Genomic DNA, 26,734 nt, shown 5'->3' on the forward strand with positions numbered 1-26,734 from the left:
CTCATTTATATGTACATTCTATACGTTACAACGCAAATGTGTCAAGTTATGTAAGGTTTAATCACAATTAAACCACTATCAACAAGCCGGTATAACGCAGTCAAAACGCCATATTTTGCATGAGCATACGTTAGTCCGCCCTGCATATAAGCAATGTAAGGTTCACGAATTGGCGCATCCGCCGACAGCTCTAAGCTGCCTCCTTGAATGAACGTTCCTGCCGCCATGATGACAGCATTCTCGTACCCAGGCATGTCCCACGGCTCTGGGACGACATGCGAATCGACAGCTGCTGCTTGCTGTATGCCTTGTACAAATGCGATAAGATGCTCCGCTTGTCCAAAACGAACAGCCTGTATGAGGTCCGTACGCGCTTCTTGCCATTTGGGCTTGGTTTCAAAACCAAGCTCTTCAAACAAAGCAGCTGCCAGCACGCTTCCTTTAACAGCTTGTCCAACCAAATGCGGAGCTAAAAACAAGCCTTGAAACATCGGCCGCAGCGTGCCCAGCATCGCTCCAACCTCGCCTCCTATTCCCGGTGCCGTCAAACGATACGCAGCTGCTTCAACGGCTGAAGCAGTACCAGCAATATAACCGCCGGTTTCTGCAAGTCCGCCACCTGGATTTTTGATCAGCGAACCCGCCATTAAATCTACACCTACCTGGGTTGGCTCGAGCAGCTCAGTAAATTCGCCATAGCAATTGTCAACAAAAACGATGAGGCCTGGTTTCAATGCTTTTACCCGTTTTGTGATCTCTTCAATCTCCGCTACGGTGAAAGAGGCTCTCCATGAATATCCGCGTGATCTTTGAATGCCTATAACTTTTGTTTGTTCGGTTATCGCCTTTTCTATTCCTGTCCAGTCAAGAGCGCCATCCTCTAGTAAAGGCACCTCGCCATACTTGATTCCCCAATCCTGTAAGGAGCCCGTCCCGTCTCCCGGCTTCCCGATAACCTTATGCAGAGTGTCATAGGGCTTGCCTGTTACATACAACAATTCGTCTCCTGGCCGCAATAAGCCGAACAATGCGCAGCTGATGGTATGTGTGCCTGAAACGAAATGAGGACGAACGAGCGCTGCCTCCGCGCCCATGACGTCCGCATAAACAAGATCAATAATTTCACGGCCTCGGTCATTATAGCCATAACCGGTAGAACCTGTAAAATGGAAATCACTTACTTTATGGCGTTGAAAGGCTTCAATAACTTTCCACTGATTGCGCTCGGCTATGCGGTCGATACGGCGGAAGGCTTCCGCCGCAATATCTTCGGCCTGTCCCGCCAAATGCTCTAGATGCTCCCATAGCTTTTGATTCTCATGCTGCAAACTCATTGTGATCTCTTCTCCTTAAAAGTTTTGCGAAGCAAAACTCGCTTCGTAAGCATCTGCATGGTTTTGCGAAGCAAAACTCGCTTCGTAAGCATCTGCATGGTTTTGCGAAGCAAAACTCGCTTCGTAAGCATCTACTCGGTTTTGCGAAGCAAGGCCTGCCTCAAAAACAATTGCTTATTCGATATATTGTTTTAACCGATATCCGTGCTGCTCATAATCCTGCTTGCTAACGTGTACAGTTAATCGAAGCGTTTCTTCATTCACTTCTTGGTTTACAACTTCACCGCTTCGATACGCAAGTGCAATTAGGTCGCCCCGGTCTGCAGGCACGTTAAAAGTCAATAAATCCCCGCTGAGCTTATCTTGAATCGTCTGGCGCAGCAGTTCGAGATCGCCGTCCTCGTATGCACTTATCACCAAATTATCACCGCTTGTAATAGGCAAATCAGCAAGATTCCCATTCTTTATGCTTAGATCCTTCTTGTTATAGACCATGACGAATGGCTTATCGGCAGCGCCAAGATCCCCAAGTATTTTGTTTACGACGGCAATTTGTTCATCCCGCTTCGGCGAGCTGCTGTCAATGACATGAAGCACAAGATCCGCTTCGCATACTTCCTCTAAGGTTGCTCTAAAGGCGGCTACGAGATCATGCGGTAGGTTTTGAATAAAACCTACCGTATCCGTAATAACGACTTCTCTGCCGTTAGGGAGCTCCAGCGTTCTTGACGTTGGATCGAGCGTTGCAAACAGCTGATTTTCAATATATACATCTGCATCAGTCAGCTGCTTAAGCAGCGTCGATTTTCCGGCATTCGTATAGCCGACCAAAGCGACTTGAATCACGCCTGATTTTTTTCGGCGCTCCCGGTGCAGTTTTCGGTGACGCACGACTTCCTCGAGCACGGTTTTGAGATCAAAGATGCGGTCTCGAATATGGCGTCTGTCGGTTTCAAGCTTTGTTTCACCAGGACCCCGAGTTCCGATCCCACCGCCGAGGCGGGAGAGATTTTTACTCTGGCCTGAAAGACGCGGCAGCAAGTAGCTGAGCTGCGCCAGCTCCACTTGAATAATACCTTCGCGCGTCTTGGCGCGGCCTGCAAAAATATCCAAGATCAGCTGCGTGCGGTCCACGATTTTCAAATCGAGCGACTCTTCCAGGTTCCGTACCTGTGCGCCGGATAGCTCTTGGTCAAATATAGCAGTCGTAGCGCCAAGCTCATCCGCCAGCGCTTTAACCTCTTGTACTTTGCCTTTGCCAATAAACCATTTAGAATCGGCAGTTTCCTTATTTTGCGTTAGCGTGGTAAGGACCTCAACACCTGCGGTTTCCGTAAGCTGTACCAGCTCTTGGAGGGACATCTCAGGGTCACCGCCCTTACGTTTGTCTTTTGATGTCACTAAACTAATTAATATCGCTTTTTCAATCATATCGGGGTTCGTGTCGAATGTTTTCTCGCTCATATTTGCTCCTTCTAAATTACGCCGTCATTGCGACTTCGTCTCCCATTTTAAATCCTCAGGCCTAATGGACATCAGCTCTTGCTTCGCCGGTACGGAGCTGGCATATTGCGTAAGCAGACGAACGGCCTGAAACCGGATCGCCTTTTCAATTGTGTTTCGGACATACCTCGCATTGCTAAAGGAGAACATCGTCGTTAGCTTCTCCTGCATCAGATGCTGCCTTAATTTAAATATGGTCTGTGGCTGCAAAATATAGTCGCGTTCCTTTGCCATCAGCTCGCTAATTTGAATTAACTGGTCGACGGAATAATCGGGAAACTCGATTTGAATTGGGAACCGGGATGGCAATCCTGGATTGGTAAGCAGAAAATCATCGATCTCCGCCGGATACCCTGCAAGGATGAGCACAAATTGATTTTTATGGTCTTCCATTGCTTTTACAAGCGTATCTATGGCTTCTTTGCCAAAATCCTTCTCGCCGCCACGGGCAAGGCTGTACGCTTCATCAATGAACAATACTCCGCCAATAGCTTTACGTACAAGATCACGCGTCTTCTGTGCCGTATGTCCGATATATTCGCCGACAAGATCCGCGCGTTCCACCTCAATCAAATGTCCTTTGGATAAGACACCCATTTTTTGCAGTAGCTTCGCAACAATGCGAGCAATCGTCGTCTTGCCTGTCCCTGGATTACCTTTAAAGATCATGTGGTAAACATGCGAACCGCCAAATAGTCCTGCTTCCGAACGCATCCGGCTAATATAAAGCAAAGCATATATTTCATAAACAAGGGTTTTCACATTGTCCATGCCAATCATTGGCTCTAGCTCTTTTTGGATATCCGCATAATGATCCACGCTGGGCAGCGGTTTAACGGCAGGAAGCGGCTCTGCTTCCAAGACATGAGCAGATGCTCCTGTTTGAAACGTTTCTTGACTTCTAAGGACCACATTGATTTGGCGGGAAGGCCTTGCATTGCTATTTACAGGTCCAGATTTGACGTGTCCACTCATCTGTCGCATCACCTATCCTTTGCATCGAAAGCTGTAGCGGCTGACCGCACTACAAGTTTATTCTATCTTGCAGCAGCATATTAGCAGATTTACAGCGGCGATTCCGACGAACGGATTCCAAGCGTGAGAAGCAGCGAGTCCATCTTCCATTTGGTAAAAGCAAGTACCTCTCGCGATTCATTATATAAGGGATTCAACACTTTGGATTTTGTTGCGGCAACTTGAAAGCCTTTGAATTCAAGCTTTTTGGCAATCTCTTTCGCTCTTGCCGCATGATAATCATGCGTGATGACAACCAGTTTTCCCAGGTTGTTCTCTTCGGCTATCCGTTTGCTAAGAGCTAAATTTTCATAAGTGCTAGTCGCTTTATTTTCTAGCAACAGCTTGTCAGCTGAAATACCTTTTGCAATCAAATAGTCACGCATGCCCTCGGCTTCGGTCTTCTTTGCTCCGTTAGCATCAAGACCACCAGACAAGATCAGCTTGTCCACCTTACCAGCCTCGTGAAGCTGCAATGCGAAGTCCAACCGCTCCTTTAGAGCGGGACTCGGAACATCATTCCATAAAGCCGCTCCAAGCACGATGCCTGCATCGGCCTTAGCTAATGGCTTGTTCACGGGAAAACCATTAATTAACCAAAGCAGATAACCGCACCAAAACACGCCTATACAAATGATCCAGGCAGCAACGCGAAACAGGAACAGCCACGGACGACTTTTCTTCGTTCGTTTACGTGAGCTGCTCCTTCTTCTAGTTGCAGTATTCATGATTCGCTTAGCTCGCCGGTTCGCTCTAGCAAGCTCTTCCGATGCTTCAGACTAAGCGTAAAATAACGAAAACGGCCATTTCGAATGCTCGACAGCAGCTTGCCCGCAGTCTTTCGCGCGAGTGCGACGTCCCTGCTGTTCACATCGCCTGACCTTAAAGCATCCTCCAGTTCATCCTCATCCATCAAGAATACTTCCCCACTTGGGAGAACAACCACATCCAGATAAAGATCATCGAACCAAGGCACCTGTTGATCGGTCAAGCCCTGCGTCTTGCAAACATCGATATACCATTGCACGACGCGTCCCTTATCATCGAACATCGTCGTAACCACAAAATGCTCACCCTTCGGAAAATGCTGCATCCACAAGTAACCGCGATCAGCCAGACAAAGTTTTCGCCCGTTATATTCCTTCCATAACGGTTCTCTGAGCTCGTGAATCCGGTAAAACGTAACGAGACCTTTGAACTCCTCGCCGTCCAGCGCTAAGCACGAATAGCTCTTGCGCAAGATACGCCTCCAGTTGGCCCGGTCTGAAAATTTTCTCTTCATACGGAACGTACCTTTCCGTTCATTTGGGATTCGTGCGCCAAGCCTGGCGCAGCTCCTCCTGGTGTTCCTTCACAATGAACCCATCACGACATACGACAGTTTACATCTACCTATAAAAAAAGATTACCATATCTTAACGTCCATCTCCAGCCGACAGACAAAATAAACCAAGCTATTCACTCAAAATAAAAAGAATACCGCCATTTCTGGCGGTATTCTTCCTTATTGCTCAACGATCTCGATGGAATTAATTTTAATGACCTCGCTCGGAATGTTGTCCTTCACAGGTGTTTTGGCTATGGCTTTGACGACATCCATACCGCTCTCCACCTTGCCAAAAATCGTATAATTGGGCTCGCGGTTTAAATTAGCCGCATCAGGACCGGTGCAGATAAAAAACTGGCTGCCGCCCGAGTTCGGCTTGCTGGCATTCGCCATCGCCACGATGCCTTCCTCATACTTCACATCCGTGCTCAGCTCATCCGGTATCACATAGCCAGGTGTCCCCGTTCCATTGCCTTTCGGATCACCGCTTTGAATCATGAAGGACTCGATAATGCTGTGAAAGGTAAGTCCCTCATAGAAGCCCTCACGGGCCAAGAACACAAAATTATTTACCGTAACTGGTGATTCATCCGCAAACAGTCTGACAGTAAAATCGCCTTTAGTCGTTTGGAACTTCGCTACATACGTTTTGTCCAGATCAATCTGCATTTCAGGCATCTTGTCCCAGCTCATCGTTTTTGTCGAAGCGCCAGCACTGCTCCCTTCTGAACCAGATCCGCCCTTGCTGCAGCCAGCGATAAGAATCACTGCTGAGACAAGGGCAATCAAGTAGAGGAACCGCGCTTTCTTTCTATCCGCCATTACTAACCACCCGTTCCTTGCGAATTGCCGCCGGTTGCCGTATTTCCTAATGTATTCGTATTATTCTCATTGCCTGTCCCCATGGCAGGTACATCTGTTGGAATGGGATCTGTTGAACCATTGCCCGTACCAGGATCAGGCGTTGGGGTTGGAAGCTCGGTTCCATCGCTTGGCGTTGGAGTTGGCTCCTCACCGCCACCATCCACCGGAGGTGTGATTTCTCCTCCATTTGGATCATGCGGGTCCGGCTCCATTGGAATTTCCGGAATGATTTCCGTTTCCGGAATGGTCACCTTAATTTTCTGGGAAGGCGCGCTTTCCTGGTCATTTTCCGCGTCATACGCTACGACATAGTATTCGTAGGTCATTCCCGGGAACGCGCTCATATCATCAACCCCAGTTGAAACAAGCGAATCCACAAAACGGATATAATCAGTCTCCGACGCTTCCTTGCGGAAAACTTGGTAAGTCACCTTGCCATCCTGATAAGGATCCCATGATAATTTAACCTTCATTTCTTCCGGAATGAAGACGGCGCTAAAATTCGTTATCGTTGCCGGCGGCTTGTCTTCTTTAATGCCTTGCGGTTTATTAAAGCTGGATTTCGGCACATTTTTCATTGCACTCTTCATGACCTTGGAGAACATGGCAGCTGCTTGGCTGCTGCCCGTCTTTAGAATATGGTCAACATTTGTTTTATCGTATCCCATCCAGACGGCTGCTGTCCACTCCGGTGAGTAGCCAACGAACCATGCATCCCGAATTCCGGAGCCGCTGTAACCCGGAATACCATGCTGCGTTGTACCCGTCTTACCCGCTAGTGGACGATCAATGGCCGCTTTGGTGCCCGTGCCGCCTTTTTCAACGACCGTCTGCATCATCTCCGTCAAGTAATAGGCAGTCTGTGCAGACATCAGCTGCTTGGAGGCTGGTGCCTCATACGTATATGGGTCTTTATTTTTGCCAACAATTTTCAAAATCGTATGAGGGTCAACGGATTTGCCACCGTTCGCGAACACGCTGTATGCCGTTGCCATTTGCATCGGCGTCGCACCTTTGGTAAGTCCGCCTAGTGCAGCTGTCAAGTTGCGATCGTCATCCTCTAGAGTAAAGCCCAGTTTGCCAGCAAAAGCAAAACCGCTCTTCAAGCCGATTTGGTTCAGCATCCATACCGAAGCCAAATTGCGAGAATCCTTAATTGCCTGCGTCATAGAGACGGCTGTGGCGCCCCATCTGTCGGTCGGGCAATAATTGCCGTAGCATTTCTTGTCATTGGCAAGCACGGTCCAAGGGTAATACTTCCCTGATTCTAAAGCAGGGCCATATGAAATGATTGGTTTAAAGGCCGAACCAGGTTGCCGGGCTACTTCGACGCGATTAAGTCCTTTTTTCACATAGTCGCGACCGCCTGACAAGGCCTGAATCTCACCATTGCGGTGATCGATAATAATCATCGCACCTTGTACCTGCTGGTCGTCCTTGCTTTTCTCGAAATTATCATCGTTGCTGAATTGATTGTCCATGACATCCTGCGCTTGCGTGTTAAGCGTCGTATAAATCTTAAATCCGCCTATGCGCAGCTCTTCTTCGGAAAGATTCGTCTTCTCTACCGCTTCTTCAACGACATAATCAACAAATGCCGGATATTTATCCGTATTTCTTTCGGCATGGTTTTCTGGAATTTCATAGACAACCGCTTTCGCTTGCTCCATCTCCTCTGCCGTAATATAGCCCTGATCGAACATAAGCTTCAGAACTACGGCACGGCGGTTCATTGAATCCTCGGGATGAGCAATCGGATTGTAGCGGTTTGGCGCTTTAGGCATCGCTGCTATCGTAGCAATCTGCCAAAGCTCCAAATCCTTAAGGTCCGTATCAAAATAAAACTTTGCGGCTTCCTTGACCCCATGTACTCTTTTCCCGAAAAAGATCCGGTTCAAGTACATCGTCAATATTTGCTGCTTGGACATTTTTTGCTCAAGCGCAACAGCAATCGATGCCTCCGTCGCCTTCCGGAAAAACGTTTTGTCAGCCGTTAGGAAGACGTTCTTGGCTAACTGCTGCGTAATCGTACTCGCACCTTCAACTGCACTGCGCGCAATGACGTCCTTGACGACGGCACGGCCAATCGCGAAGAAGTCTATGCCTGAATGCTCGTAGAACCGCTGATCCTCCGTTGCTACGATCGCATTGAGCAACTGCTCAGGAATCTCTGAAAACTCAGCCAGCTCCCGATTCTCGTCCGGGTCCGATAATCTTGCAATTTCAACTTCATTCACATCATAGATAATCGATGCTTCGCCAAATACCAGCTTATTGGCATTTTCCGTCAGTACCCGCTCCCCGTTTAAAATAATAAGCAGATACCCGATAATGCCACATACAATTGCGATAACCGCGGTAAAAAATAAACCGTAAAACCATTTCCGTCCTGATATCTTCTTTTTCTTCTTTGGTTTCGGTGCAGTCTTGCTGCGTGGTCGCTCAGCCATTGCCGACTCCCCTCCTGTTGTTCCATAGTCCGTCTAATCTATCTTTGCCACGAAATGGAAAGAGCAACCCAGCTTGGAGCGGGTTGCTCTTACCTGCCGCTATCTAGTTAAACGATACTCGTTATTAGAAAGTTTCACTTTACGCTATCACCTATGAATCGGAACCACTATGATCCTGCTGCATAAGGGAAACATTTCGCTGCGGGGTAAACGTCGAAATAGCATGTTTATAAACCATTTGTTGACGACCTTCGCTGTCAATGATAATCGTGAAATTATCGAATGCTTTAATAACGCCCCGAATTTGGAACCCATTCATTAAAAAAACCGTAACCGGTATGTTGTCTTTGCGCAGCTGATTCAGAAACGTATCTTGAATATTGATCGATTTGTTCATTGGACGTTACCCCCGTCTTAAAAAGATTGATTAGAATTATATTCAAGATTAACTTGAAACTTTCCTGCTATTATACCATGAACAGCTTGCAAATTGTTGTGAAAATTTTCCCCCATATCAATCCAATGAATGTCCTTCATATGGCGAAACCAGGAGAGTTGGCGCTTGGCAAATCTTCGCGTATCCCGTTTGAGCCGTTCTATAGCTGCTTCCAATGTGCAGTTTCCTTGCAAGTAATCCGCAATCTCCTTGTAGCCTAGCCCCTGCATAGCAACTGCCGCAGGCGGCAAATCTCTTTCAAGTAGTCGTCTCACCTCTTCTACTAACCCTTGCTCCATCATCAAATCTACCCGCTGCTCTATTCTACGATACAACTCCGCACGGTCCATAGTCAAACCGATGATGCAAAGTTCGTAGGGAGACTCCTTCGTTTGGCCTGCTTGCTGCTCCGAAAAAGTCTCGCCAGTCATGTGGTAAACTTCTAATGCACGAATCACGCGCCTCAAATCATTAGGGTGCAATCGCTCGCCAGCCGGCGGGTCAATCGCCGCTAGCCTTGCGTGCAGCGCTTCAGCGCCCTGTTCAGCGGCATAACGCTCCTGCTCCAGCCTGAACGCTTCGTCCGAGCCGATATCCGCGAACTGAAATTGATAGCAGACTGATTCTACATAAAGTCCGGTTCCTCCAACGATAAAAGGCAGCTTGCCGCGAGCAGCGATCTGCGAGATAGCCCTGGTCGCCCCTTCTTGGAAATCCGCAGCGGAATAGGCAACATCCGGCTCGCAAATATCGATCAAGTGATGCGGGATGCCTTCCCGTTCGTCCATGGCGATTTTGGCTGTTCCGATATCCATGCCGGAATATACCTGCATCGAATCACCTGAAATAATTTCCGCATTCCAGGCTTTTGCAATATCTAGGCTCATACGCGTCTTGCCTACCGCAGTTGGCCCAATAAGAACAAGCAGCGGCTGCTTGCGTTGTGGTTTATTTTCAAGGCCTGAATCCAAGCCCGTAAGTTCTGTATTCAAAGCTGTATCACTCCATATGCAATTTTCGAAGTATTCACATGGCGGCGCTCAAATCCAAGCCTCGCGAATTCTTCACTTGCTTGATGCTCCTTAAGCACTACGCATTTGCGGGCAACCCGCTTCGCTTGTTCGATGGTCTCCAAGGATAAAGCATCCATATTTGCCACAGCCCTGAGCGGCTCCATCGAGCTCGATTCATGGATCGGCTTTCTGAACATGGGATCAAAATATACGATATCAACGCTTTTATCAGGCAAACCCGTTAAATAAACAAGATGATGAACGTTTATCATTTCGATGCGCCTCATCGCTTCATTCACATCTTCGAGCATAGTCTGATAGCCCGCCAAACCCTCCCGCACAAGGGCGCAAAGCACTGATTCGCTCTCTAGAGCAGACACCTTTCCACTAGGACCCGCGGCATAGGAGAAAACGAGAGAATCCGAAGCCAGCCCCGCAGTGCAGTCTACGATAAGGTCGCCTGCCTCGCATCCGGAGAGCTGAATAAGCGGGTCTGTCTCCCCCCGTCGCAGCCGCTTCACGCGGACAAACGCCATGCTGGGATGGAAATACAACGGCGTCTCTGCTTGGCCGTCATAATAACGAACCTCTTCTTCGGTAACGACAAGCAATCTCTTGTCCTGTGTTAAGGTGAGCAGCTTATTAACGGTCAGATTGCCTCGTGATCTAAGCGGTGAAGCGAGCTCTCCGGCAAGCCGTTCTGCTTGCGCTAGCGCGCGCTGGCTCGGCTTAGCCGTTGTTGTAACGATCACGACATCACCCGCTTGAACATTTTTTCCAGCTGGTAGGTCGAAAGATGTACGATGATTGGCCGACCATGCGGGCAAGTATAGGGCTGCTTGCAATGGCCAAGCCTCGCTAGCAGCGTTTCGCCTTCTTCACGGTTCATTCTGTCATTGGCTTTGATGGATGCTTTGCAAGCACACATGATGGCCGCTTTCTCGCGCAGCTTTCCGATATTGATGGACTTGCGTTCCGAAATGAGCAATTCAGCCATTTCTTCAAGCAGAGCCTGCTCCTCTCCCTGCGGCATCCACTCCGGATAAGCGCGAACGAGGAAGGTTTGTGCGCCAAAGGCCTCCAGCTCAACGCCAGCCTGCGCAAACAAAGGCAGAAGCTCTCTGAGCTGCGAGGCTTCCCCCGCTGTAAATTCTAACGTCAAAGGCACAAGCAATTGCTGGCTTGCTGATTCGGGATTCCCGAACTTTTGGAAAAAATATTCATAATTAATCCGCTCATGTGCCGCATGCTGATCAATCAAATAAAGTCCGTCCTCGGATTGGGCGACGATATATGTTCCGTGATGCTGGCCAATCCAATAAAGCTCTGGAAACGCCGGCTGTCCATCTTGTACATCCTCATCCGTAGGCAATTGAGCAACCGGTTGCTCAGCGGAAGGCGAATATTCGCTGCTAACTTCACCTGCTTCAGGCTGCTCTGACGACTGTTCGGAAGACACCTGAGTGCTTTGCGATATGATCTTGCTGGCTTGAGCAGTTAGCTGTTCGGCAGTCGCCTGTGCACTTTGCTCTATGCTATCGTTGACCTGCTCAACCGGCTGTTCTGTATAGCCCTGAACATTTAGGGTATAAGCCAACGGTTGAGCATTCTGCTTAGAAGCGATACCTGGCAAATCGGCCGGTTGAGATGTCTGCTTTTCGGAACGATCCGCTTGGTCCGGTGAGCTAGCTAAGGTTGGCGCAGCTTGCTCCCATGGTGCAAAAGCCTCGCGGACAGCAAGAGAGTCGCTGCTCGCTGCTGGTGGTGCATAAAGCTTCTCCGCTGCATTTTTGGGCACATACTCCCGTTCAATGATAGGCGGCTTATAGCTGCTAGCCGAGGGTTTAGGAGTCGCTGCCGGCTGAAATGGCTTAAAAGCTTCTGCTGCGGGCTCAGGACGGTGAAACGATATCGCATCCTGGACAAAAACAGGCTTGGAACGATCTGCCTTTCTGCTTGACTCTGGCCCTGGGATATGGCGTTGACGTCCGAGTACGTCCTTAATCGCTTGCTCGATCATTGTCCGCAGTTCAGGCTCTTTGCTGAATCTGACCTCCATCTTCGAAGGATGTACATTGACGTCGAGCAGGCTCGGATGCATGCCCAGCTCTAAAATAACCAGCGGATACCGGTTGATCGGCAGCAGCGTATGATACGCTTGCAGCAAGGACTGATTGATTGTATGGCTGCGGATGTAGCGCCCATTGACGATCGCAGTGATCCCGTTCCGGTTAGCCCGGGTAAGCTCAGGTTTCGAGATAAAGCCTCTCAGCTCGTAATCTGACGTTTCCGCTTCGATCGGAAGCATAACTTTGGCTGTATTCGATCCGTAAACAGCGGCAATCACCTGCAGCCTGTCCCCGGTGCCAAGCGTACGGAGCAGCACATTTCCGTTGTGCTTGAATGTAAATGCAATGCCGGGGTGCGCTAACGCAATCCGGTTGACATAATCCGAAATATGGCCAAGCTCGGTTTGAATGGCCTTCATGTATTTAAGCCGGGCAGGCGTGTTATAAAATAAATCCTGTACGGTCATTTCTGTCCCTTGCGGCGCGTTTGCCGGTTCATCGATGGTAACCTTGCCGCCTTCAATCACGATTCGGCGCGCCAGTCCCGTGGATGTCTCGGATGAGACGCATTGCAGACGGGATACGGCCGCGATACTCGGCAAAGCCTCCCCACGAAAGCCAAGACTCGCAATCCGAAAAAGATCGCTGCTCGTAGAGATTTTGCTCGTAGCATGGCGTTGAAACGCTGTAACGATATCGGAGGCTTCAATGCCATAGCCATTATCAACCACTTTTATAAGCGACAAGCCGCCTTCTTCAATCGTAATATCGACTGTAGTGCTGCCGGCATCGACGGCATTTTCGACTAGTTCCTTCACGACAGAAGCTGGCCGTTCCACCACCTCGCCTGCTGCGATTTGGTTGGCAAGCTGCTCGTCAAGCACTTTGATTTTCCCCATGACGTCACTGTTCCCCCTCTCGCCAGGCTAATTGTTCAATTTGTTTTTCATATCGTTCAGCCATTGCATCGCTTGCATTGGCGTTAGATTAAACAGATCAAGCTTACGTAATTGATCCGCCAGCAATTCAGCCTTTGGACTAGCTTTCTTCTTCGCTGGTTCTACCTCGCTGGCAGCTGCTGGCTCATCAAAGATCGAGAGCTGAACCATACCGCGGGATTCCATGACCTTCTCTGGCTGTTTGCTCTCCGCTTCGGGAACGGAAGCAAGCGGTGCATATGAAAAGCCCGGTAAAGCTGCAGCCGACATTCCTGATGCTTTAGGCGCTTCAACAACAAGCGTCTCATCCAGCAGCTCATAAGCCCTGCCAATAATCGACTGCGGAAGTCCCGCAAGCTGAGCGCAATAAATGCCGTAGCTGGTACTTGCCGCACCAGGTATCAGCTTCCGCAGGAACGTTACATTATCGCCGCTTTCTTCTACAGCCATACGCGCATTGGTTAATGAAGGCAAAGACTCCTCCAGATGCGCCAGCTCATGAAAATGGGTCGATACGAGCGCTTTGCAGCCAATATGGTGATGGACATACTCGATGACCGCTTGCGCAATGGCCATGCCTTCGCCTGTCGAGGTGCCTCGGCCTAGCTCATCGATAATAACGAGGCTATTTTTTGTCGCTTTTTCTGTCATGAGCTGGATATCCTTCATCTCGACCATAAACGTACTTTGACCGCCAATTAGATCGTCGGCAGCGCCAATTCTAGTGAAAATTCGGTCGATTAGCGGGATAACCGCCGACTTGGCGGGCACGAAGCAGCCCATTTGAGCCATGATGCAGATAAGCGCCACCTGGCGCATATACGTGCTTTTCCCAGCCATGTTCGGTCCGGTAATAAGCAGCATCCACTGGTCATCCTTATGCAGGCCCGTACCGTTTGAAATAAACGGCGTGCCGTCCATCATCGCTTCGACCACCGGATGCTTGCCATCCTCAATATGCAAATCGTAGGCTTCGGTTACTTTCGGCCGCGTAAAACGGCGCTCGGCGCTAACCGTCGCTAGCGACTGGTACACGTCAAGCTCGGCAATAATCGCAGCTGCCTTCTGAAGCCGATGCAGATGGAGCGACAAATGGTCCCGTAGCTCGATGAATCTTGCATGCTCCAAATCGACCATTTTATCCTCAGCCTCAAGAATCAGCCGTTCCTTCTCCTTCAGCTCTGGCGTTACGAACCGTTCAGCATTGGCAAGCGTTTGCTTGCGCTCATACCTTCCTTCCGGAAGCATGGCCAGATTCGCTTTAGAGACTTCCAAATAATAACCAAAAATACGGTTGTAACCGATTTTTAACGTTTTGATGCCGGTTGCCTCGCGCTCCTGGCGCTCCAGCTCCGCAAGCCATTTTTTCCCGTTCGTGCTTGCTTCGCGAAGTTGGTCCAGATAGCTGTCATACCCTGCACGAATCAAGCCGCCCTCCCTAATGGTGACAGGAGGCTCGTCTACCAATACAGTCTCGATTAGGTCCGCCAAATCCGAACACTGGTCAGCGCCTTCAACAAGCGCCTTAAGCACGTTAGAGCCGGACTGCTCGCAAAGTGCCGTTAACTGTGGAATGCGGCGCAGCGAGCTTCTTAGTGCGTTCAAGTCGCGTCCGTTCGCGCTGCCGAAGGCAACCCGGCCGACCAGTCGTTCAAGATCGTATATGGGCTGCAGCTCTGAGCGGATATCGTCTCTTAAAATCAGATTCAAATACAAAGTCTCAATCGCATCCAACCGGGCTTCAACTGCCGTGCTGCTGAGCAGCGGCTTGTCAATCCAGCGGCGAAGCAGGCGCGCGCCCATGGAGGTCTGCGTCCGATCAAGCAGCCAAAGCAGCGACCCCTTCTTATTGCGGTCGCGTACCGTCTCGGTAAGCTCTAGATTTCTTCTCGTGTAATGGTCCAAAATCATATATTGATTCGGTTCATAGCTTGTAATCGCACGCACATGCCCAAGTGAACGTTTTTGCGTTTCTTCCAGATAACCGGTCAAGACACTTACTGCTTGCAAACGTGCGCCCGAGACCTTCGCCAGCTCAGCATCGCCAAATTGTTCGACAAGCTTGTCCGCTGACATCGGCTCCCGTGCGGTCAACAGCAGCTGTTTGTTCCATACAGCCGCCTCCTGCACCTTGCCGAGCAGCTCCTTGTCCCCCACTAGCTCAGACGGCTGATAGACGTTAATCTCATCAATCAACGCCTCCATATGTTCTGGGAAAGAGGTGACATAAAGCTCGCCCGTCGACAAATCGCATGCCGATAGTCCAAGCATTCCGCCAACGCGAACGATGGCCGCAATAAAGTTGTTCGACTTGCCTTCTAACGCCTTCGATTCCATGACGGTGCCTGGGGTAATAATGCGAACGATTTCACGGCGCACGACGCCTTTGGCGACTGCAGGGTCCTCAACCTGCTCGCAAATGGCAACCTTGTACCCTTTTTCCACCAATCGGCTAATATAATTCTCGGCAGAGTGGTATGGCACGCCGCACATCGGGATCTTTTGTTCGCCGCCGCCTTCTCTCCCTGTCAAAGTAATTTCCAACTCACGGGAAGCTGCTATCGCATCCTCAAAAAACATCTCATAGAAATCGCCTAACCGAAAAAACAAAAAAGCATCCTTCGCCTCTTCCTTAATCGCAAGATATTGCAAAATCATTGGAGTATATCCAGCCATTCCGATCCTCCTCAAGAACCTATGTATCGTCATTCTGCTTTAAGCTCATCTTTATTTAACAGCGTTAATTACATGGCCTCTTCCTTTAATGACATTCCGACCATGCAGTAAACATTAGATATCTATTATAACAAGCGGAACAGATGTGCGCTATAAGCGAAAACAACCAATGCGGGCATGGTCGTTATAGATAAGTATGATTTTACTGATAAAGAAACTTTTTTGAATCCATTTTGGCTTAGCTGGGTTTACATCAGAAACTAATTTAATCCATTTTGGCATAGCTAGGTTTACATCAGAAACTAATTTAATCCATTTTGGCATAGCTAGGTTTACATCGAAAACAATTTAACCCATTTCGGCATAGCTAGGTTTACATCAAAAACAATTTAACCCATTTCGGCATAGCTGCGTTTACTTCTGAGACTATTGAAACTAAATAATTATTGGATTTAAAATACCTTCTTACCTGCCTGCCTTCCTAATTCATTCTTGCTGTTGAAATATTTCTAATTAGGCAGTGTAGCCAACATTTAACTGAAAAGTTAATGGAAACGCAACCTGAAATTATTTCATGGTTGGGTTCATATGCTCCAACAAACTCCTTTTGCGAGTTCTAATATTATCCTCTATACTTCAACAGCTTTCTGACGAAGATTTTTGTAACAGTTTAGTTGGGTTGGGTTGGGTTGGGTTGGGTTGGGTTGGGTTGGGTTGGGTTGAAAATGGTATTTCAGTTTGAATTAATGATAGTAGCAATATCTTATTTAGTTTTGTGTCATAAAGGCTTCTTTTTAGATCACGCGTAGATTTTGAATAGAATATGTTTTAAGATGGCTAGGCTATATTGTACGTAGGCACTAACTTACCTTATTTCGGCACAGAAAAATATGCTATCCTGCATATTCGCAGTAAAATTGCTCCTTTCATCTGTGGATTGAAGGTCAAAAGCCTGCTAGCATGCATTCGTACATTATAGCTTCCGAGAGACCTCTTAATCCTCTTTGTATAGAGCAAAAATACAGGATAGCTTAGCTATATTCATTAAATCCCTGGTAGTTAATGAGGTTAAATAAAGAACTACTCGAGGTCGTTCTGCCAATCACAAAGTGAAATCTTTTCCCAAAGTATATTCAATATGGACTCTGTTTTTTGGAAATCAACGGTACAGTATTTCAGCGCACTTTAGGAAACTCGTCTCAGAAAAGGATCGGAAATCTTTTTAAAATAAATTAGATAATGATTTCATCCCGTCTTAATTAGGGGGCTTGGCTTTATCGAAAAAATCCGGTTGGCCGGCATTTTCATTAACAATTACTTACCAATACGTAGATAGGATGATGCTTTAACAAGCAAAAAATAATGGTTAATCAGAGCTTTATCAAGCGCATGAATAATATCAATCTGGCATTGAAAAGTAGATGTATTAAACACACACAATTGATGATCAATCTGATGCACAAATGTTAATGGCATTAAATAAAGGGTGAATACGTCGCGCCTAACCGTTTCCAGAAAACAGGCTCATAACTGAGCAGTCTGGAATATTTAATAACGTTAAATAAATAACGTATTATTATACTTTCCTATCTGCCCCTATGACTATGGCTTACTAATAACGATGGAGACTTGTTTAGAATTTAGTCAGATTTCTAAAAGATCCCCATGTCTCGGCACGCATCACAAAAAATAGCAGCTCCCTCATCAATGAGGAAGCCGCCATTTGACGCGGATATCTGATCGTTCGTCCCAGGTCTTGCCGCGTTTAGCGGCATCAAGGAGAGGCTCAATATACGGAGCCAGCTCAGTGTAGCTGTTCGTGGCCGCGAGCGATGCGGCCAGCGCATCCAAGCAGCCGGCCAGCACTGCGCGGTCGCCGGCGTAATAAGCCTCAACATACCGCTCCTCCAGAGCAGGTATGTAATCCAGGTTCTGCTCCTCGCGGACGCACAACAGCGCGAGCGCGAAGGAGGCTTTGGCCGCTGCCGGCGATACGAGCCAGCTTGGCAGCGTTCGGTACTCAAACCCGCCATGCGGCTGCAGGCGGAAGTCCCCGAGCATCCCATATCGGGGACGGCGGGCCCGCCCAGCGGGGTCCTCGACTAGAGCGAGCGGGAATGCCGCGTAGCTGTCCAGCAGGCGGAGCAAGCGGCTCGTGAGCGGCGCTCCGCTGAGGTGGATGTGCCCGCCGAGCGCAAGCCCCGGCACGGGCATGGCTCCGGCGGCCCAGCGCAAGCTTGGGTCGCTGATGCGATCGGCGGCGCGCAGCAGCAGGCGCCGCACATTTGCGGCGAGCGCGGCCGGGTCCTCGGCCGGCTCGGGCCGCAGCTCAGCGACGGGATACAGCAGCCGTCGCCCCACAAGCAGGGCGTCGGCCCCGGCTGCCCCGCCGACGCCAGCGCCCAAAAACCGCGACGCCGATGCGATCTTACCGCCCGGCGTCACCAGCACAAACTCCGGATCGGCGCCAATCCGCAGCCGCCGATCGCCCTCCCCCGCTCTCGCCGCCGCATGCCACGCGGCAAATCGGCGCAGCACAACCGCCTCCAGCCTCGTGTCCCTTAGCTTCGGCCAAGCGGCGCGGACGACTGTTCGTCCGTCCCCGCCAAGCGCAATCTCGGCCTCACCAATATCGAGGCCGAGCGCATAGAGTGCCGCGACTGCCGTTCGCGCCACTCGCCTTAGCGCCGGGTCCTCCGGCCAGGCTCCAATCTGCTTAAGGCCAGCATCCACAGGCTCTACATTCCGTGATTCTCCGTTCCTCAGTTCTGCATTCCTCGATTCCATCCGCCTGCCCGGCAGAACCTTACCAGCCGCATCTATGCGTACCATGTCCACCGGTTCCAAATGCACGATACTGACAAGATACAAACGCTCGCTCGTCAGCGGTGCGCCTCCGCACAATCCGGCTCTGCGCCAAATGTGCTGCTTTTCCTCGTCGCTTTGCTTTGCAACAATATATCCGTTCCCATTCAGCACCCAAACGCCCGGAAACCGGCTTCTATCGAGTTCGCGCGTGTCTGACCACGCCAATACCGCATCGCCCGGTTTAACCGCTGACCAAGGCTGTGCATTAAGCGGCTGCCCATTGCGCTCGCCGGAAGTATGGAGCTCTTTCCCTGTGTAAGCAATCCGCTCTAACCGATCGTAGCTCCCTCTCCATATCCATGTCGAAGCCATTGTGTTTCCCGCCTTTACTCCTTTTATGTAAAGGTAATTTTTACGATTTAAATATTTCAAAAAAAAAGAGGGCTTTCGCCCTCGAATTTGCCGCTTGCGCAGCATATGATACCTTGACAGCAAAGCTTCCCGGCTTGCTTACAACTCATCGTCCAGCAAATCTGGATCCAAATCCTCATAATCGTTATCGCCGAGGCTGAATTCCAAATCCTTGCCGTCCAGGTCGCCGCAACCGCCTGGAAGAACCGCAACGCAGACCTTTGTCTCGGCGACAAGTTCCACTGCAAACTCACGCTCTACACGAATCACGACACTCGAACCGTTCGAAGAAATGTTGGCTTCGATACAGTTCGGCTCCTGAATCACCTCGGCAGACACTTCAACTGTAGAAGGCCGGTGCTTCGGATCTACATAGGAGAGGTTCACGTGCTCAACGTAATGCACGGATTCCTTTGCCACGTCCGTTTGCGAGTTCTTGCTGTACGAATACCAGATGTTGATATCGTAAGTACCAATTACCTCAATGCCGTCGCCCGAACGAACCGCTTCATATTGATGGTTGATTATCCATGCTCCGAGAATACTAGTCGGATTATGAGGCGGCGTTACGGTATGGGTTACAGTGGAAAACTTACGACCTTTGCCGCAGACAGCCTTCGTAATTATTTCTCTGTACTGTAGCTGCTTATCTGCAATAGCCATTGATTTAACCTCCTCCATACAATCATTCATTTAAAGTGTATGCAGGACATAGGCAAATGTTGATTAAGTGGTCCCATATAAATGTTTATGTTCAATAGCAGTGGGATATTAACACTCATTCGCTGCGTCTCCTTACATCTATATGTGCTATAAAAGTAAATGATTCGCGCTTGGCAACCTCGCCCACAAAAATAGAATAAAGACCTATAAATATAGAACTAGATCCGTTCACGGTACAAAAAGCAGCAGCCTTATGGACAATAAAAAGCCAACAATCCATAAAAACATTGTGCTAAACTAAATCGCCTATAATCGGCTTTCTATATATGAACAGGCTGTTATTTCATGAAAATCCGTCGAACTCCTCTGCTATCTTTTCGATATCTTGGTATTTTAATAAAATCATTCATCTCGCTGATACAATTCTCAAAACTGTCATCTGACGATAAATCACAAAAGAACGTTACCTTTTGACGCTTCCAATAGCCTTGAATAAAACCTTCAACACTCCAGGTAAGTGAAGTTCGAGTTAGCTTTGTTCTAGCACGAAATATTGAGCTTTCGTTTGCACTTCAACCTCAATCAGCTTCGCATTTAGTTCCTCAATCCGCTCTTTGAAGGCATTCACATTCATCCCTCCTTTTTCAAAAGCATATCATGAATTTTTGCGTCGATGATCAAAAAAAGTCCTGGCAGGCCTTGGGCTGGATTTCCCAAAGACATACGCAGGACAACATGCTCTCGCACTCACTATATTTTACTCATCCATTGCTATTCTGCTGGCTAGGCTTGAAGCTTGGCCATTTTAACTTTCCTTTTCTTCAAGCGCTTAGCAATGCCCAAATACCGCTCCAACTCGCGCAGCAGCTTAAGCAGCGAAGCGCGCACTTCGAATTCATCACGCGTCTTGGGAAGCTCCATCCCTTGAAACAGCTGTGACAGCTCATGCAGCCGCTCTTCGACGTTGCCTTCATATACATCCGATTTGACGTCGCTCGCGAGCTGATCAAGCAGGTCTGCAATCATCACGGCTTGCGGGAATTTCTGATAGACAAATGCCAGCTCCACGAGCATCTGCTGCACCGACTCCAACTGCTGGCGCCTCATCTCAAAATATGTCGACCAATACTGTTCCTGGCCCCAAAGTCGATTTTCCCGATTCCGCACAGACCGCTGCGCACCTTCTTCAATCGCGCTGTAAGCTTCAAGAATCTCGCTGCCGTTCCACACATGCGCAGGATTGCGTAAGGTGAAAGCCATTTCTTGAAAGATGATACCGAAGTTCTGTTCGAGCGAATTGCGGTAATGCTGCAGCTGATGCTCGTCCTTCGGCATGTAAATGATATTTACAATCGTCGCCCAGCCGAGACCCGCAAACAGCAGCAGTATTTCGTTGCCGATAATGCCCGTAGTTACTTCCTCGCGGTTAAACAGATGGAATACGATGACCGAACTCGTGACGATCCCGTCCTTCAATTGAAAGCGGGAAAGAACCGGGAAGGTAATCAAAATAAAAATGGCCACCGCCCAAATATGAAAGCCGAACAACGAAAAAATAAGCGATGCAAAAAAAAGGCCGAGCACAGACGCAATAAAACGGACGAATGCGCTCTTAAGTCCCTTCATTCGCGTCACTTCGACGCCGAGTATGGCAAGAATGCCCGCGCCAAGCGGCGGCTCCAGACCCAGATAGACAGCGGTATATATAGCTGCAATGGCTGCCAGAGCTGTTTTGATAATGCGAATGCCCATGAAATTAACCTCGCGTACGATAGGATTTATTCCTACATCCTAACGCTCGCGCCAGCCTGCCGTCAACCGTCGCTCCAGCATCGCCACTAGCTGATACATAACTGTCGCTACAATCGCGATCACAATGAGGCTGGATAAGACCAGTGTAAAATTAAACACTTGGAAGCCGTAGATGATCAAATAGCCAAGTCCAAGCTTCGCGACAAGGAATTCACCGACGATTACGCCTATCCAAGCCAAACCAACGTTAACCTTGAGCGTAGCGATTATGACCGGAAACGAGCCGGGCAAGATGACGAGCTTAAACAGCTGTAACCGCGATGCCCCAAGCAGCCTAACAACCTTGATATAGCCGGAATCGATCTCCCGAAAACGATTATATATATTCAAGGTTGTAATGATGACAGTAACCGATAACGTGATCGCAACGATGGACATAAACCCTGGGCCTAGCCCAACAATAAAAATCGGTCCCAACGCTACCTTCGGCATACTGTTGAGCACGACCAAATAAGGATCGAACACGCGCGACAAAAAGGGAAACCACCAAAGCACTGCAGCCATTGCCGTCCCCAGAATCGTACCGAGTAAAAAACCGACTACCGTCTCCGTTACGGTCATCCCGACATGCGGCCAAATGCTGCCGTCAGCCATCGTTTTCCACAGCTGCTGCAGCATTTTTGTGGGATAACTGAACAATAAGGGATCGATCCATTTATTACGTCCCGCAGCTTCCCACAAGCCAACAAACAGCAGGAGCAGAACCGTTTGAGTCACGATGACCGCTGCCGTAAGCTTTCGCTTCTGTGATTTGAAACGCATGTGAAGATCACCCATCCAGCTGCGTCGATCCTCCTGGATGCCGGAAGTATGGATGGGCCCTTGGACTTCTGCATTTTCAGCACTCTGCTTGCTTCGCTTATCCACTACTCCTGCCTCCTTCACCGACATCCTTGTCTAGCTCCGCCCATAAGCTGTCGAACAGTTCTTGAAAGCTAGGCAGCTTGCGTGCAGCCATTGGGGCCGCTGCACGAATAGGCTCATGAACGGAAATCTCGCTTCGGATATGTCCGGGATTTCGGCCAAGCACGATGATTCGATCGCTCATCGCAGCCGCTTCCGCCAAATCATGGGTGACAAGGACTGCGGTTTTTCCAAGTCGCTTCAGCGTCTGATGAACCAAATCCTCCAGCTGCAGCTTAATATGCAAATCAAGCGCGGAGAATGGCTCATCCAGCAGAAGCACCTCAGGCTCTGTAGCCAGCGTTCGCGCAAGCGCTACTCGTTGCCTCATCCCGCCTGATAGCTCATGGGGGTATCTCCCCCCTGCATCAGGCAAGCCAAGCTCGCTGAGCAGCTCATCAACAGCCCGTAAAGTCTTCTCAGTCTTGCGGCCGCTTATTTCAAGCCCGATGGCGGCATTTTCTCTAATCGTGCGCCATGGAAACAAATAGTCTTGCTGCAGCATATAACCTACCTTTGGCGAAGGCCCCTCTACCCGTTCTCCGCCTAGCAGCACCTGCCCTTTTGTGGGAGGGAACAAGCCGGCGAGCAAGCTAAGCACCGTCGTCTTGCCGCAGCCGCTAGGCCCAACCAGGCTAATAAACTCTCCGCGGTCAACCGTCAGATCGATCTGTTCAACCGCGAGAGAGGCTTCCTTTTCATTCACATATACATGTGATAATTGCTGCAGCTCAAGCACAGGAGTATGTTTCATGCCCAAGCCTCCATTTTCTGCATGCCGATTATTTCACTGCTTCGATCGCCTTCTCCGCAAAACTTGTGTCAACCAGCTCGCCGTGTTCCGTACGCTTCTCAAGCTCGCCCGCTGTCGTTATGACATCCAGGAGATTATTCCATTCCGCTTCATCGATAATCGGATCGGTAGCGAAGGACCCCTGCTGCTTGTAACGGTCAATTGAACTTACAACAATGTCACGATCCACATTTTCAAAGAAAGGCAGCACTGCGTCTGCAATCTTATCCGCGTCATTGCTCTCCACCCAAAGCTGCGCTTTATGCAAGGCATTCGTGAAGGACTGAACCGTATCCTTATTCTTCTTCAAATAGCTTTGCTTGGTCATGAACACCGTATAAGGCAAATGTCCACTCTCCGTTCCGAAAGACGCAATAACATGCCCTTTGCCTTCCTTCTCGAAGATCGATGCGGTTGGCTCGAACAGCTGGACATAATCACCCGTACCCGAAGCGAAAGCAGCTGCGATATTGGCAAAATCCACGTTTTGAATCAACTCCAGATCAGCCTTCGGATCAATGCCATGCTTCTTCAGTACAAACTCGCCTGCCATTTGGGGCATGCCGCCTTTTCTTTGTCCGAGAAAAATGCTTCCTTTCAGTGAACTCCAGTCAAAATCCTTCACTTCATCCTTCGCCACTAGAAATGTGCCATCCGTTTGAGTAACCTGGGCGAAATTGATGATTGGATCATCGGTTCCTTGCTGATACACGTAGATGGAAGTTTCTGAACCTACGAGCGCGACATCAATGGCGTTCGAGAGCAGCGCAGTCATCGTCTTGTCACCGCCCGGCGTCGTCGTTAATTCCACGTCTAGGCCTTCTTCCTCAAAGAAGCCATTGGCAAGTGCTACATACTCCGGTGCATAGAACAATGACCGGGTGACCTCTCCGATCCGTACCTTTGTTTTCTCTGAATCCCCTTTGCCGCAGCCCGCGAGCGCAGCAGTCATGACGAGCGCTACCGTAAGCAGCAGCGACATGAATATACGTCTTTTCATTTGGAGTCCCTCCTGCACATTTAAGTCATTTGATGTACTCCAGCCTATGCAAAGACAACTTGGGCGGTGAATGGGCATGCAAAAAGAAGGCTGCCCGCATATCGTCAATGACGAGCGGACAGCCTTCTATTTACCGTTCCTATTCGTTTTGCTTTACAGCTTGTAGATATCCGTATATTTCTTGGTCAGGTAATCAACTAAATATTGTGGGTCGAGCGGCTTGCCGGTTACGCTCTCAATCAGCTCAGATGGCGATCTCAGCTTGCCGTATTTGTAGATTCGCTCCGTTAACCAGTCCTTAATAGGAAGCAGCTCACCACCGCCGACATTCGTCCAGAAGCTGTGAAGCTCTTTCTCCATCGTATCTGCGATTTGCGCCGCATACATATTGCCAAGCGAGTAAGATGGGAAGTAACCGAACGCTCCGCCAGACCAATGCACATCCTGAAGGACGCCTTCGGCATCATTCGGCGGTGTCACGCCCAAATACTCTTTGTATTTGTCGTTCCAAATGGCAGGCAAATCGGCTGCTTTCGCTCCTCCGTTAAAAATCAGCTTCTCCATCTCATACCGAATAATGATGTGAAGGTTGTAAGTCAGCTCATCCGCCTCGATTCGGATCAAGGACGGCTTTACGACGTTGTTGCCGCGGTAAAACTGATCAACGCTAACATCAAGCTGGCCAGGAAAGCGTTTCTGAAGCTCGCCGAAATATTGGTTCCAGAACGGTCTGCTGCGGCCGATCACATTTTCCCAGAAGCGGGATTGCGATTCATGGATCCCCATGGAAGTGCCCGTGCAAAGCGTCGTTCCAATAAGCTCCTCCATAATATTTTGCTCATAGAGTGCATGGCCGCCTTCATGAATCGTGCCGAACAAAGCGCTAGTAACATCATCTTCCAAATAGCGTGTTGTAATACGTACGTCGCCAGGGCTTAAACCCGTAGCGAAAGGATGAGCACTCTCGTCCAATCTGCCTGCCTCAAAGTTATATCCCATTTGCTCCAATATGTATAAGCTGAAAGCTTTTTGAGCGGATTTATCATAATTTTGCTTTAAGAATGACTCATCCGGCTGGTGTGGCGAGTTCGCTATTGCCGCTGCCAGCGGAACGAGCTTCGCGCGCAAGCCGCCGAATACGCGGTCAAGCTCGGCTACGGTCATGCCCGGTTCATATTGGTCAAGCAATGTATCGTAGCGGGTTTCCTTAGCGCCCCAGAGATCAATAAATTGATTGGTATATGAAATGACCTTCTCTAAATAAGGCTGGAAGCCGGCATAGTCGTTGTTTTCCTTTGCTTCCTCCCACTTGGATTCGGATTGTGAGGCTAATACCACGTATTCCTGATACAGCTTTGGAGGTATTTTTACGCTGCGGTCGTATTCCTTGCGGGTTTCCGTTACAAGACGCTGGTCAATCTCAGACAGGCCTGAATAAGCAGTGCTTTCCTCCAACTCAGAAATCCATTCTCCCAGCTCGGGCGAAGTCGAAAGCTTGAATTGGTCGGCGGATAAGGCACCAATGACCTCAGAACGATTATCCATTCCTTTACGGGGCGCTCCTGTGCGCAAATCCCAGTACAGCACGCCGAGCGCTTCCTCATAGCTTTTTATTTTGCGAATCGTTTCTTTAAAGCTGTTCAGCGCTTCATTCGTTTTGGTTGACATCATTGTACCGCCTTTCTATAGTTATCGGATTGCTATCTTCATGGGAACTTCACTTGATCTTCATTATTTCAATCCTTATAATCATCTTAAACCTGCTCGTCATCCAGTGCAAGAGAGAGAAAGAGAGGAAGCCTTATGCATATTATTTTTTCGAAAGCAGCGATTGAACGAATTACTCCCTATTTGGATAACCGTGAGCTCAAGCTAAAGTTTCTTCATGATACGGAAGGCTGCGGCTGCGTCGTTAGCGGCGTGCCAGCGCTTCAGCTCATAAATGAACCGACTGTCGATGATCGGCTTGGCCAAGGCGAGCCTTTCGCCTACTATTATGAGCCCCGTCACGAGATTTATTACGAGCCCCAGATGAAAATCGATTATAACGCGGAAACCGGCAGTTTTAGTCTGAAAAGCGATAGCCAGATTTATACCCACCACCTTCGCTTCTTAACCAAAGGAAGTGCAGCGTGAACAAAATCGGCGACATCTTAGCCTACAATAAGCAATTTGTTGAGAATCGTGATTACGAAACCTATTCGACAAGCAAATACCCAAAAAAAAGAATGGTCATCGTAACTTGCATGGATACGCGGTTAACTGAAATGCTCCCTAAAGCTATGAATCTTAAAAACGGTGACGCCAAAATCATAAAAAATGCCGGCGCTATCGTCACGCAACCTTTTGGCAATATTATGCGGAGCATTCTCGTTGCACTATATGAACTCCAGGCAGATGAAGTTTTTGTCATCGGACACACCAATTGCGGCATGACTGGACTTAATCCCGAGCTAATCATTCAGCATATGGAGGAACGTGGGGTGTCTACAGATACCATCACTACGCTTAAGCATTCCGGACTGAATTTAATGCGCTGGCTGACTGGCTTCGACAATGTGCACGACAGCGTGCTTAACAGCGTAAGCATCATTCGCAACCACCCGCTGCTGCCTGCAAACATTCTCGTTCATGGTTTAATTATTGATTCGGAAACCGGACAACTAGAGCTTATAGACGCAGCTGATAAGCAAGATTGAAATAAAAAGGGAGCATGACGG

General features: G+C 49.0%; 21 protein-coding genes. 2 read left to right on the plus strand and 19 right to left on the minus strand.

All coding sequences use genetic code 11. From position 1 onward, the window contains the following. Positions 1–41: 41 nt before the first annotated feature. The 19 genes from E0496_RS09535 to E0496_RS09625 form a co-directional block, all read right to left on the minus strand. Positions 42–1,334, minus strand: a complete 1,293-nt coding sequence (locus tag E0496_RS09535; RefSeq protein WP_141501338.1) for a methionine gamma-lyase family protein — start codon at positions 1,332–1,334, stop codon at positions 42–44. Between the two features lie 174 nt (positions 1,335–1,508). After that, on the minus strand, positions 1,509–2,798 hold the full coding sequence (gene hflX, locus E0496_RS09540; protein ID WP_141501339.1) for a GTPase HflX: 1,290 nt from the start codon (positions 2,796–2,798) through the stop codon (positions 1,509–1,511). Between the two features lie 24 nt (positions 2,799–2,822). After that, entirely contained in the window at positions 2,823–3,812 is a 990-nt protein-coding gene (locus E0496_RS09545; RefSeq protein WP_141501340.1) for an AAA family ATPase, read from the minus strand. Positions 3,813–3,901: 89 nt separating this feature from the next. Further along, on the minus strand, positions 3,902–4,579 hold the full coding sequence (locus E0496_RS09550; RefSeq protein ID WP_141501341.1) for a YdcF family protein: 678 nt from the start codon (positions 4,577–4,579) through the stop codon (positions 3,902–3,904). After that, on the minus strand, positions 4,576–5,133 hold the full coding sequence (locus E0496_RS09555; protein WP_141501342.1) for a ribonuclease FAU-1 family protein: 558 nt from the start codon (positions 5,131–5,133) through the stop codon (positions 4,576–4,578). Before E0496_RS09555 ends, E0496_RS09550 begins: the two co-directional genes overlap by 4 nt. Before the next feature lie 222 nt (positions 5,134–5,355). Next, entirely contained in the window at positions 5,356–6,000 is a 645-nt protein-coding gene (locus tag E0496_RS09560; protein WP_141501343.1) for a peptidylprolyl isomerase, read from the minus strand. Positions 6,001–6,002: 2 nt separating this feature from the next. Then, entirely contained in the window at positions 6,003–8,492 is a 2,490-nt protein-coding gene (locus E0496_RS09565; protein ID WP_141501344.1) for a penicillin-binding protein 1A, read from the minus strand. Positions 8,493–8,643: 151 nt separating this feature from the next. Then, positions 8,644–8,889, minus strand: a complete 246-nt coding sequence (hfq, locus tag E0496_RS09570; RefSeq protein ID WP_141501345.1) for an RNA chaperone Hfq — start codon at positions 8,887–8,889, stop codon at positions 8,644–8,646. Positions 8,890–8,906: 17 nt separating this feature from the next. Next, complete coding sequence (miaA, locus tag E0496_RS09575; RefSeq protein ID WP_421923543.1) at positions 8,907–9,920, minus strand: tRNA (adenosine(37)-N6)-dimethylallyltransferase MiaA; 1,014 nt, start codon at positions 9,918–9,920, stop codon at positions 8,907–8,909. Beyond that, on the minus strand, positions 9,917–10,693 hold the full coding sequence (locus E0496_RS09580; RefSeq protein WP_141501346.1) for a class I SAM-dependent methyltransferase: 777 nt from the start codon (positions 10,691–10,693) through the stop codon (positions 9,917–9,919). Before E0496_RS09580 ends, miaA begins: the two co-directional genes overlap by 4 nt. Further along, positions 10,690–12,909, minus strand: coding sequence for a DNA mismatch repair endonuclease MutL (mutL, locus tag E0496_RS09585; protein WP_141501347.1), 2,220 nt, complete (start codon positions 12,907–12,909; stop codon positions 10,690–10,692). The genes E0496_RS09580 and mutL overlap by 4 nt, the downstream gene beginning before the upstream one ends. Positions 12,910–12,936: 27 nt before the next feature. Beyond that, on the minus strand, positions 12,937–15,624 hold the full coding sequence (mutS, locus tag E0496_RS09590; protein WP_141501348.1) for a DNA mismatch repair protein MutS: 2,688 nt from the start codon (positions 15,622–15,624) through the stop codon (positions 12,937–12,939). A gap of 1,704 nt (positions 15,625–17,328) precedes the next feature. Continuing rightward, positions 17,329–18,909, minus strand: a complete 1,581-nt coding sequence (locus tag E0496_RS09595) for a putative amidoligase domain-containing protein (protein ID WP_206669737.1) — start codon at positions 18,907–18,909, stop codon at positions 17,329–17,331. A gap of 33 nt (positions 18,910–18,942) precedes the next feature. Beyond that, a complete protein-coding gene (locus E0496_RS09600; protein WP_141501350.1) occupies positions 18,943–19,506 on the minus strand; it encodes an outer spore coat protein CotE in 564 nt (187 codons plus the stop codon). 783 nt (positions 19,507–20,289) lie between these two features. Then, positions 20,290–21,258 (minus strand): aromatic acid exporter family protein, encoded by a 969-nt coding sequence (locus E0496_RS09605; RefSeq protein ID WP_141501351.1) that lies wholly within the window; start codon positions 21,256–21,258, stop codon positions 20,290–20,292. A gap of 39 nt (positions 21,259–21,297) precedes the next feature. After that, complete coding sequence (locus tag E0496_RS09610) at positions 21,298–22,095, minus strand: ABC transporter permease (RefSeq protein WP_238404453.1); 798 nt, start codon at positions 22,093–22,095, stop codon at positions 21,298–21,300. Between the two features lie 82 nt (positions 22,096–22,177). Then, the gene (locus E0496_RS09615; protein WP_141501353.1) at positions 22,178–22,975 is read right to left on the minus strand and encodes an ABC transporter ATP-binding protein; all 798 of its coding nucleotides are present in this window, start codon (positions 22,973–22,975) and stop codon (positions 22,178–22,180) included. Between the two features lie 28 nt (positions 22,976–23,003). Further along, on the minus strand, positions 23,004–24,014 hold the full coding sequence (locus tag E0496_RS09620) for an ABC transporter substrate-binding protein (RefSeq protein WP_141501354.1): 1,011 nt from the start codon (positions 24,012–24,014) through the stop codon (positions 23,004–23,006). 153 nt (positions 24,015–24,167) lie between these two features. Continuing rightward, positions 24,168–25,682: a carboxypeptidase M32 gene (locus E0496_RS09625; RefSeq protein ID WP_141501762.1), complete on the minus strand. Its 1,515-nt coding sequence runs from the start codon at positions 25,680–25,682 to the stop codon at positions 24,168–24,170. 135 nt (positions 25,683–25,817) lie between these two features. On the opposite strand from E0496_RS09625, the gene E0496_RS09630 reads away from it, so the two are divergent. After that, on the plus strand, positions 25,818–26,150 hold the full coding sequence (locus E0496_RS09630) for an iron-sulfur cluster biosynthesis family protein (RefSeq protein ID WP_141501355.1): 333 nt from the start codon (positions 25,818–25,820) through the stop codon (positions 26,148–26,150). Further along, on the plus strand, positions 26,147–26,713 hold the full coding sequence (locus E0496_RS09635; RefSeq protein WP_141501356.1) for a beta-class carbonic anhydrase: 567 nt from the start codon (positions 26,147–26,149) through the stop codon (positions 26,711–26,713). The genes E0496_RS09630 and E0496_RS09635 overlap by 4 nt, the downstream gene beginning before the upstream one ends. The last annotated feature ends 21 nt before the right edge of the window (positions 26,714–26,734 follow it).

It is taken from the genome of Paenibacillus luteus (assembly GCF_006542765.1).
Taxonomy (GTDB): Bacteria; Bacillota; Bacilli; order Paenibacillales; family Paenibacillaceae; genus Pristimantibacillus; species Pristimantibacillus luteus.

Coding starts and splice junctions, on each gene's coding strand:
- hfq (WP_141501345.1), bottom strand. CDS start 8,889: ATGAACAAATCGATCAATATTCAAGATACGTTTCTGAATCAGCTGCGC.
- E0496_RS09630 (WP_141501355.1), top strand. CDS start 25,818: ATGCATATTATTTTTTCGAAAGCAGCGATTGAACGAATTACTCCCTAT.
- E0496_RS09620 (WP_141501354.1), bottom strand. CDS start 24,014: ATGAAAAGACGTATATTCATGTCGCTGCTGCTTACGGTAGCGCTCGTC.
- E0496_RS09550 (WP_141501341.1), bottom strand. CDS start 4,579: ATGAATACTGCAACTAGAAGAAGGAGCAGCTCACGTAAACGAACGAAG.
- E0496_RS09625 (WP_141501762.1), bottom strand. CDS start 25,682: ATGTCAACCAAAACGAATGAAGCGCTGAACAGCTTTAAAGAAACGATT.
- E0496_RS09545 (WP_141501340.1), bottom strand. CDS start 3,812: ATGAGTGGACACGTCAAATCTGGACCTGTAAATAGCAATGCAAGGCCT.
- E0496_RS09555 (WP_141501342.1), bottom strand. CDS start 5,133: ATGAAGAGAAAATTTTCAGACCGGGCCAACTGGAGGCGTATCTTGCGC.
- E0496_RS09615 (WP_141501353.1), bottom strand. CDS start 22,975: ATGAAACATACTCCTGTGCTTGAGCTGCAGCAATTATCACATGTATAT.
- mutL (WP_141501347.1), bottom strand. CDS start 12,909: ATGGGGAAAATCAAAGTGCTTGACGAGCAGCTTGCCAACCAAATCGCA.
- E0496_RS09560 (WP_141501343.1), bottom strand. CDS start 6,000: ATGGCGGATAGAAAGAAAGCGCGGTTCCTCTACTTGATTGCCCTTGTC.
- E0496_RS09600 (WP_141501350.1), bottom strand. CDS start 19,506: ATGGCTATTGCAGATAAGCAGCTACAGTACAGAGAAATAATTACGAAG.
- hflX (WP_141501339.1), bottom strand. CDS start 2,798: ATGAGCGAGAAAACATTCGACACGAACCCCGATATGATTGAAAAAGCG.
- E0496_RS09595 (WP_206669737.1), bottom strand. CDS start 18,909: ATGCTGCGCAAGCGGCAAATTCGAGGGCGAAAGCCCTCTTTTTTTTTG.
- mutS (WP_141501348.1), bottom strand. CDS start 15,624: ATGGCTGGATATACTCCAATGATTTTGCAATATCTTGCGATTAAGGAA.
- E0496_RS09535 (WP_141501338.1), bottom strand. CDS start 1,334: ATGAGTTTGCAGCATGAGAATCAAAAGCTATGGGAGCATCTAGAGCAT.
- E0496_RS09565 (WP_141501344.1), bottom strand. CDS start 8,492: ATGGCTGAGCGACCACGCAGCAAGACTGCACCGAAACCAAAGAAGAAA.
- E0496_RS09610 (WP_238404453.1), bottom strand. CDS start 22,095: ATGGGTGATCTTCACATGCGTTTCAAATCACAGAAGCGAAAGCTTACG.
- E0496_RS09605 (WP_141501351.1), bottom strand. CDS start 21,258: ATGGGCATTCGCATTATCAAAACAGCTCTGGCAGCCATTGCAGCTATA.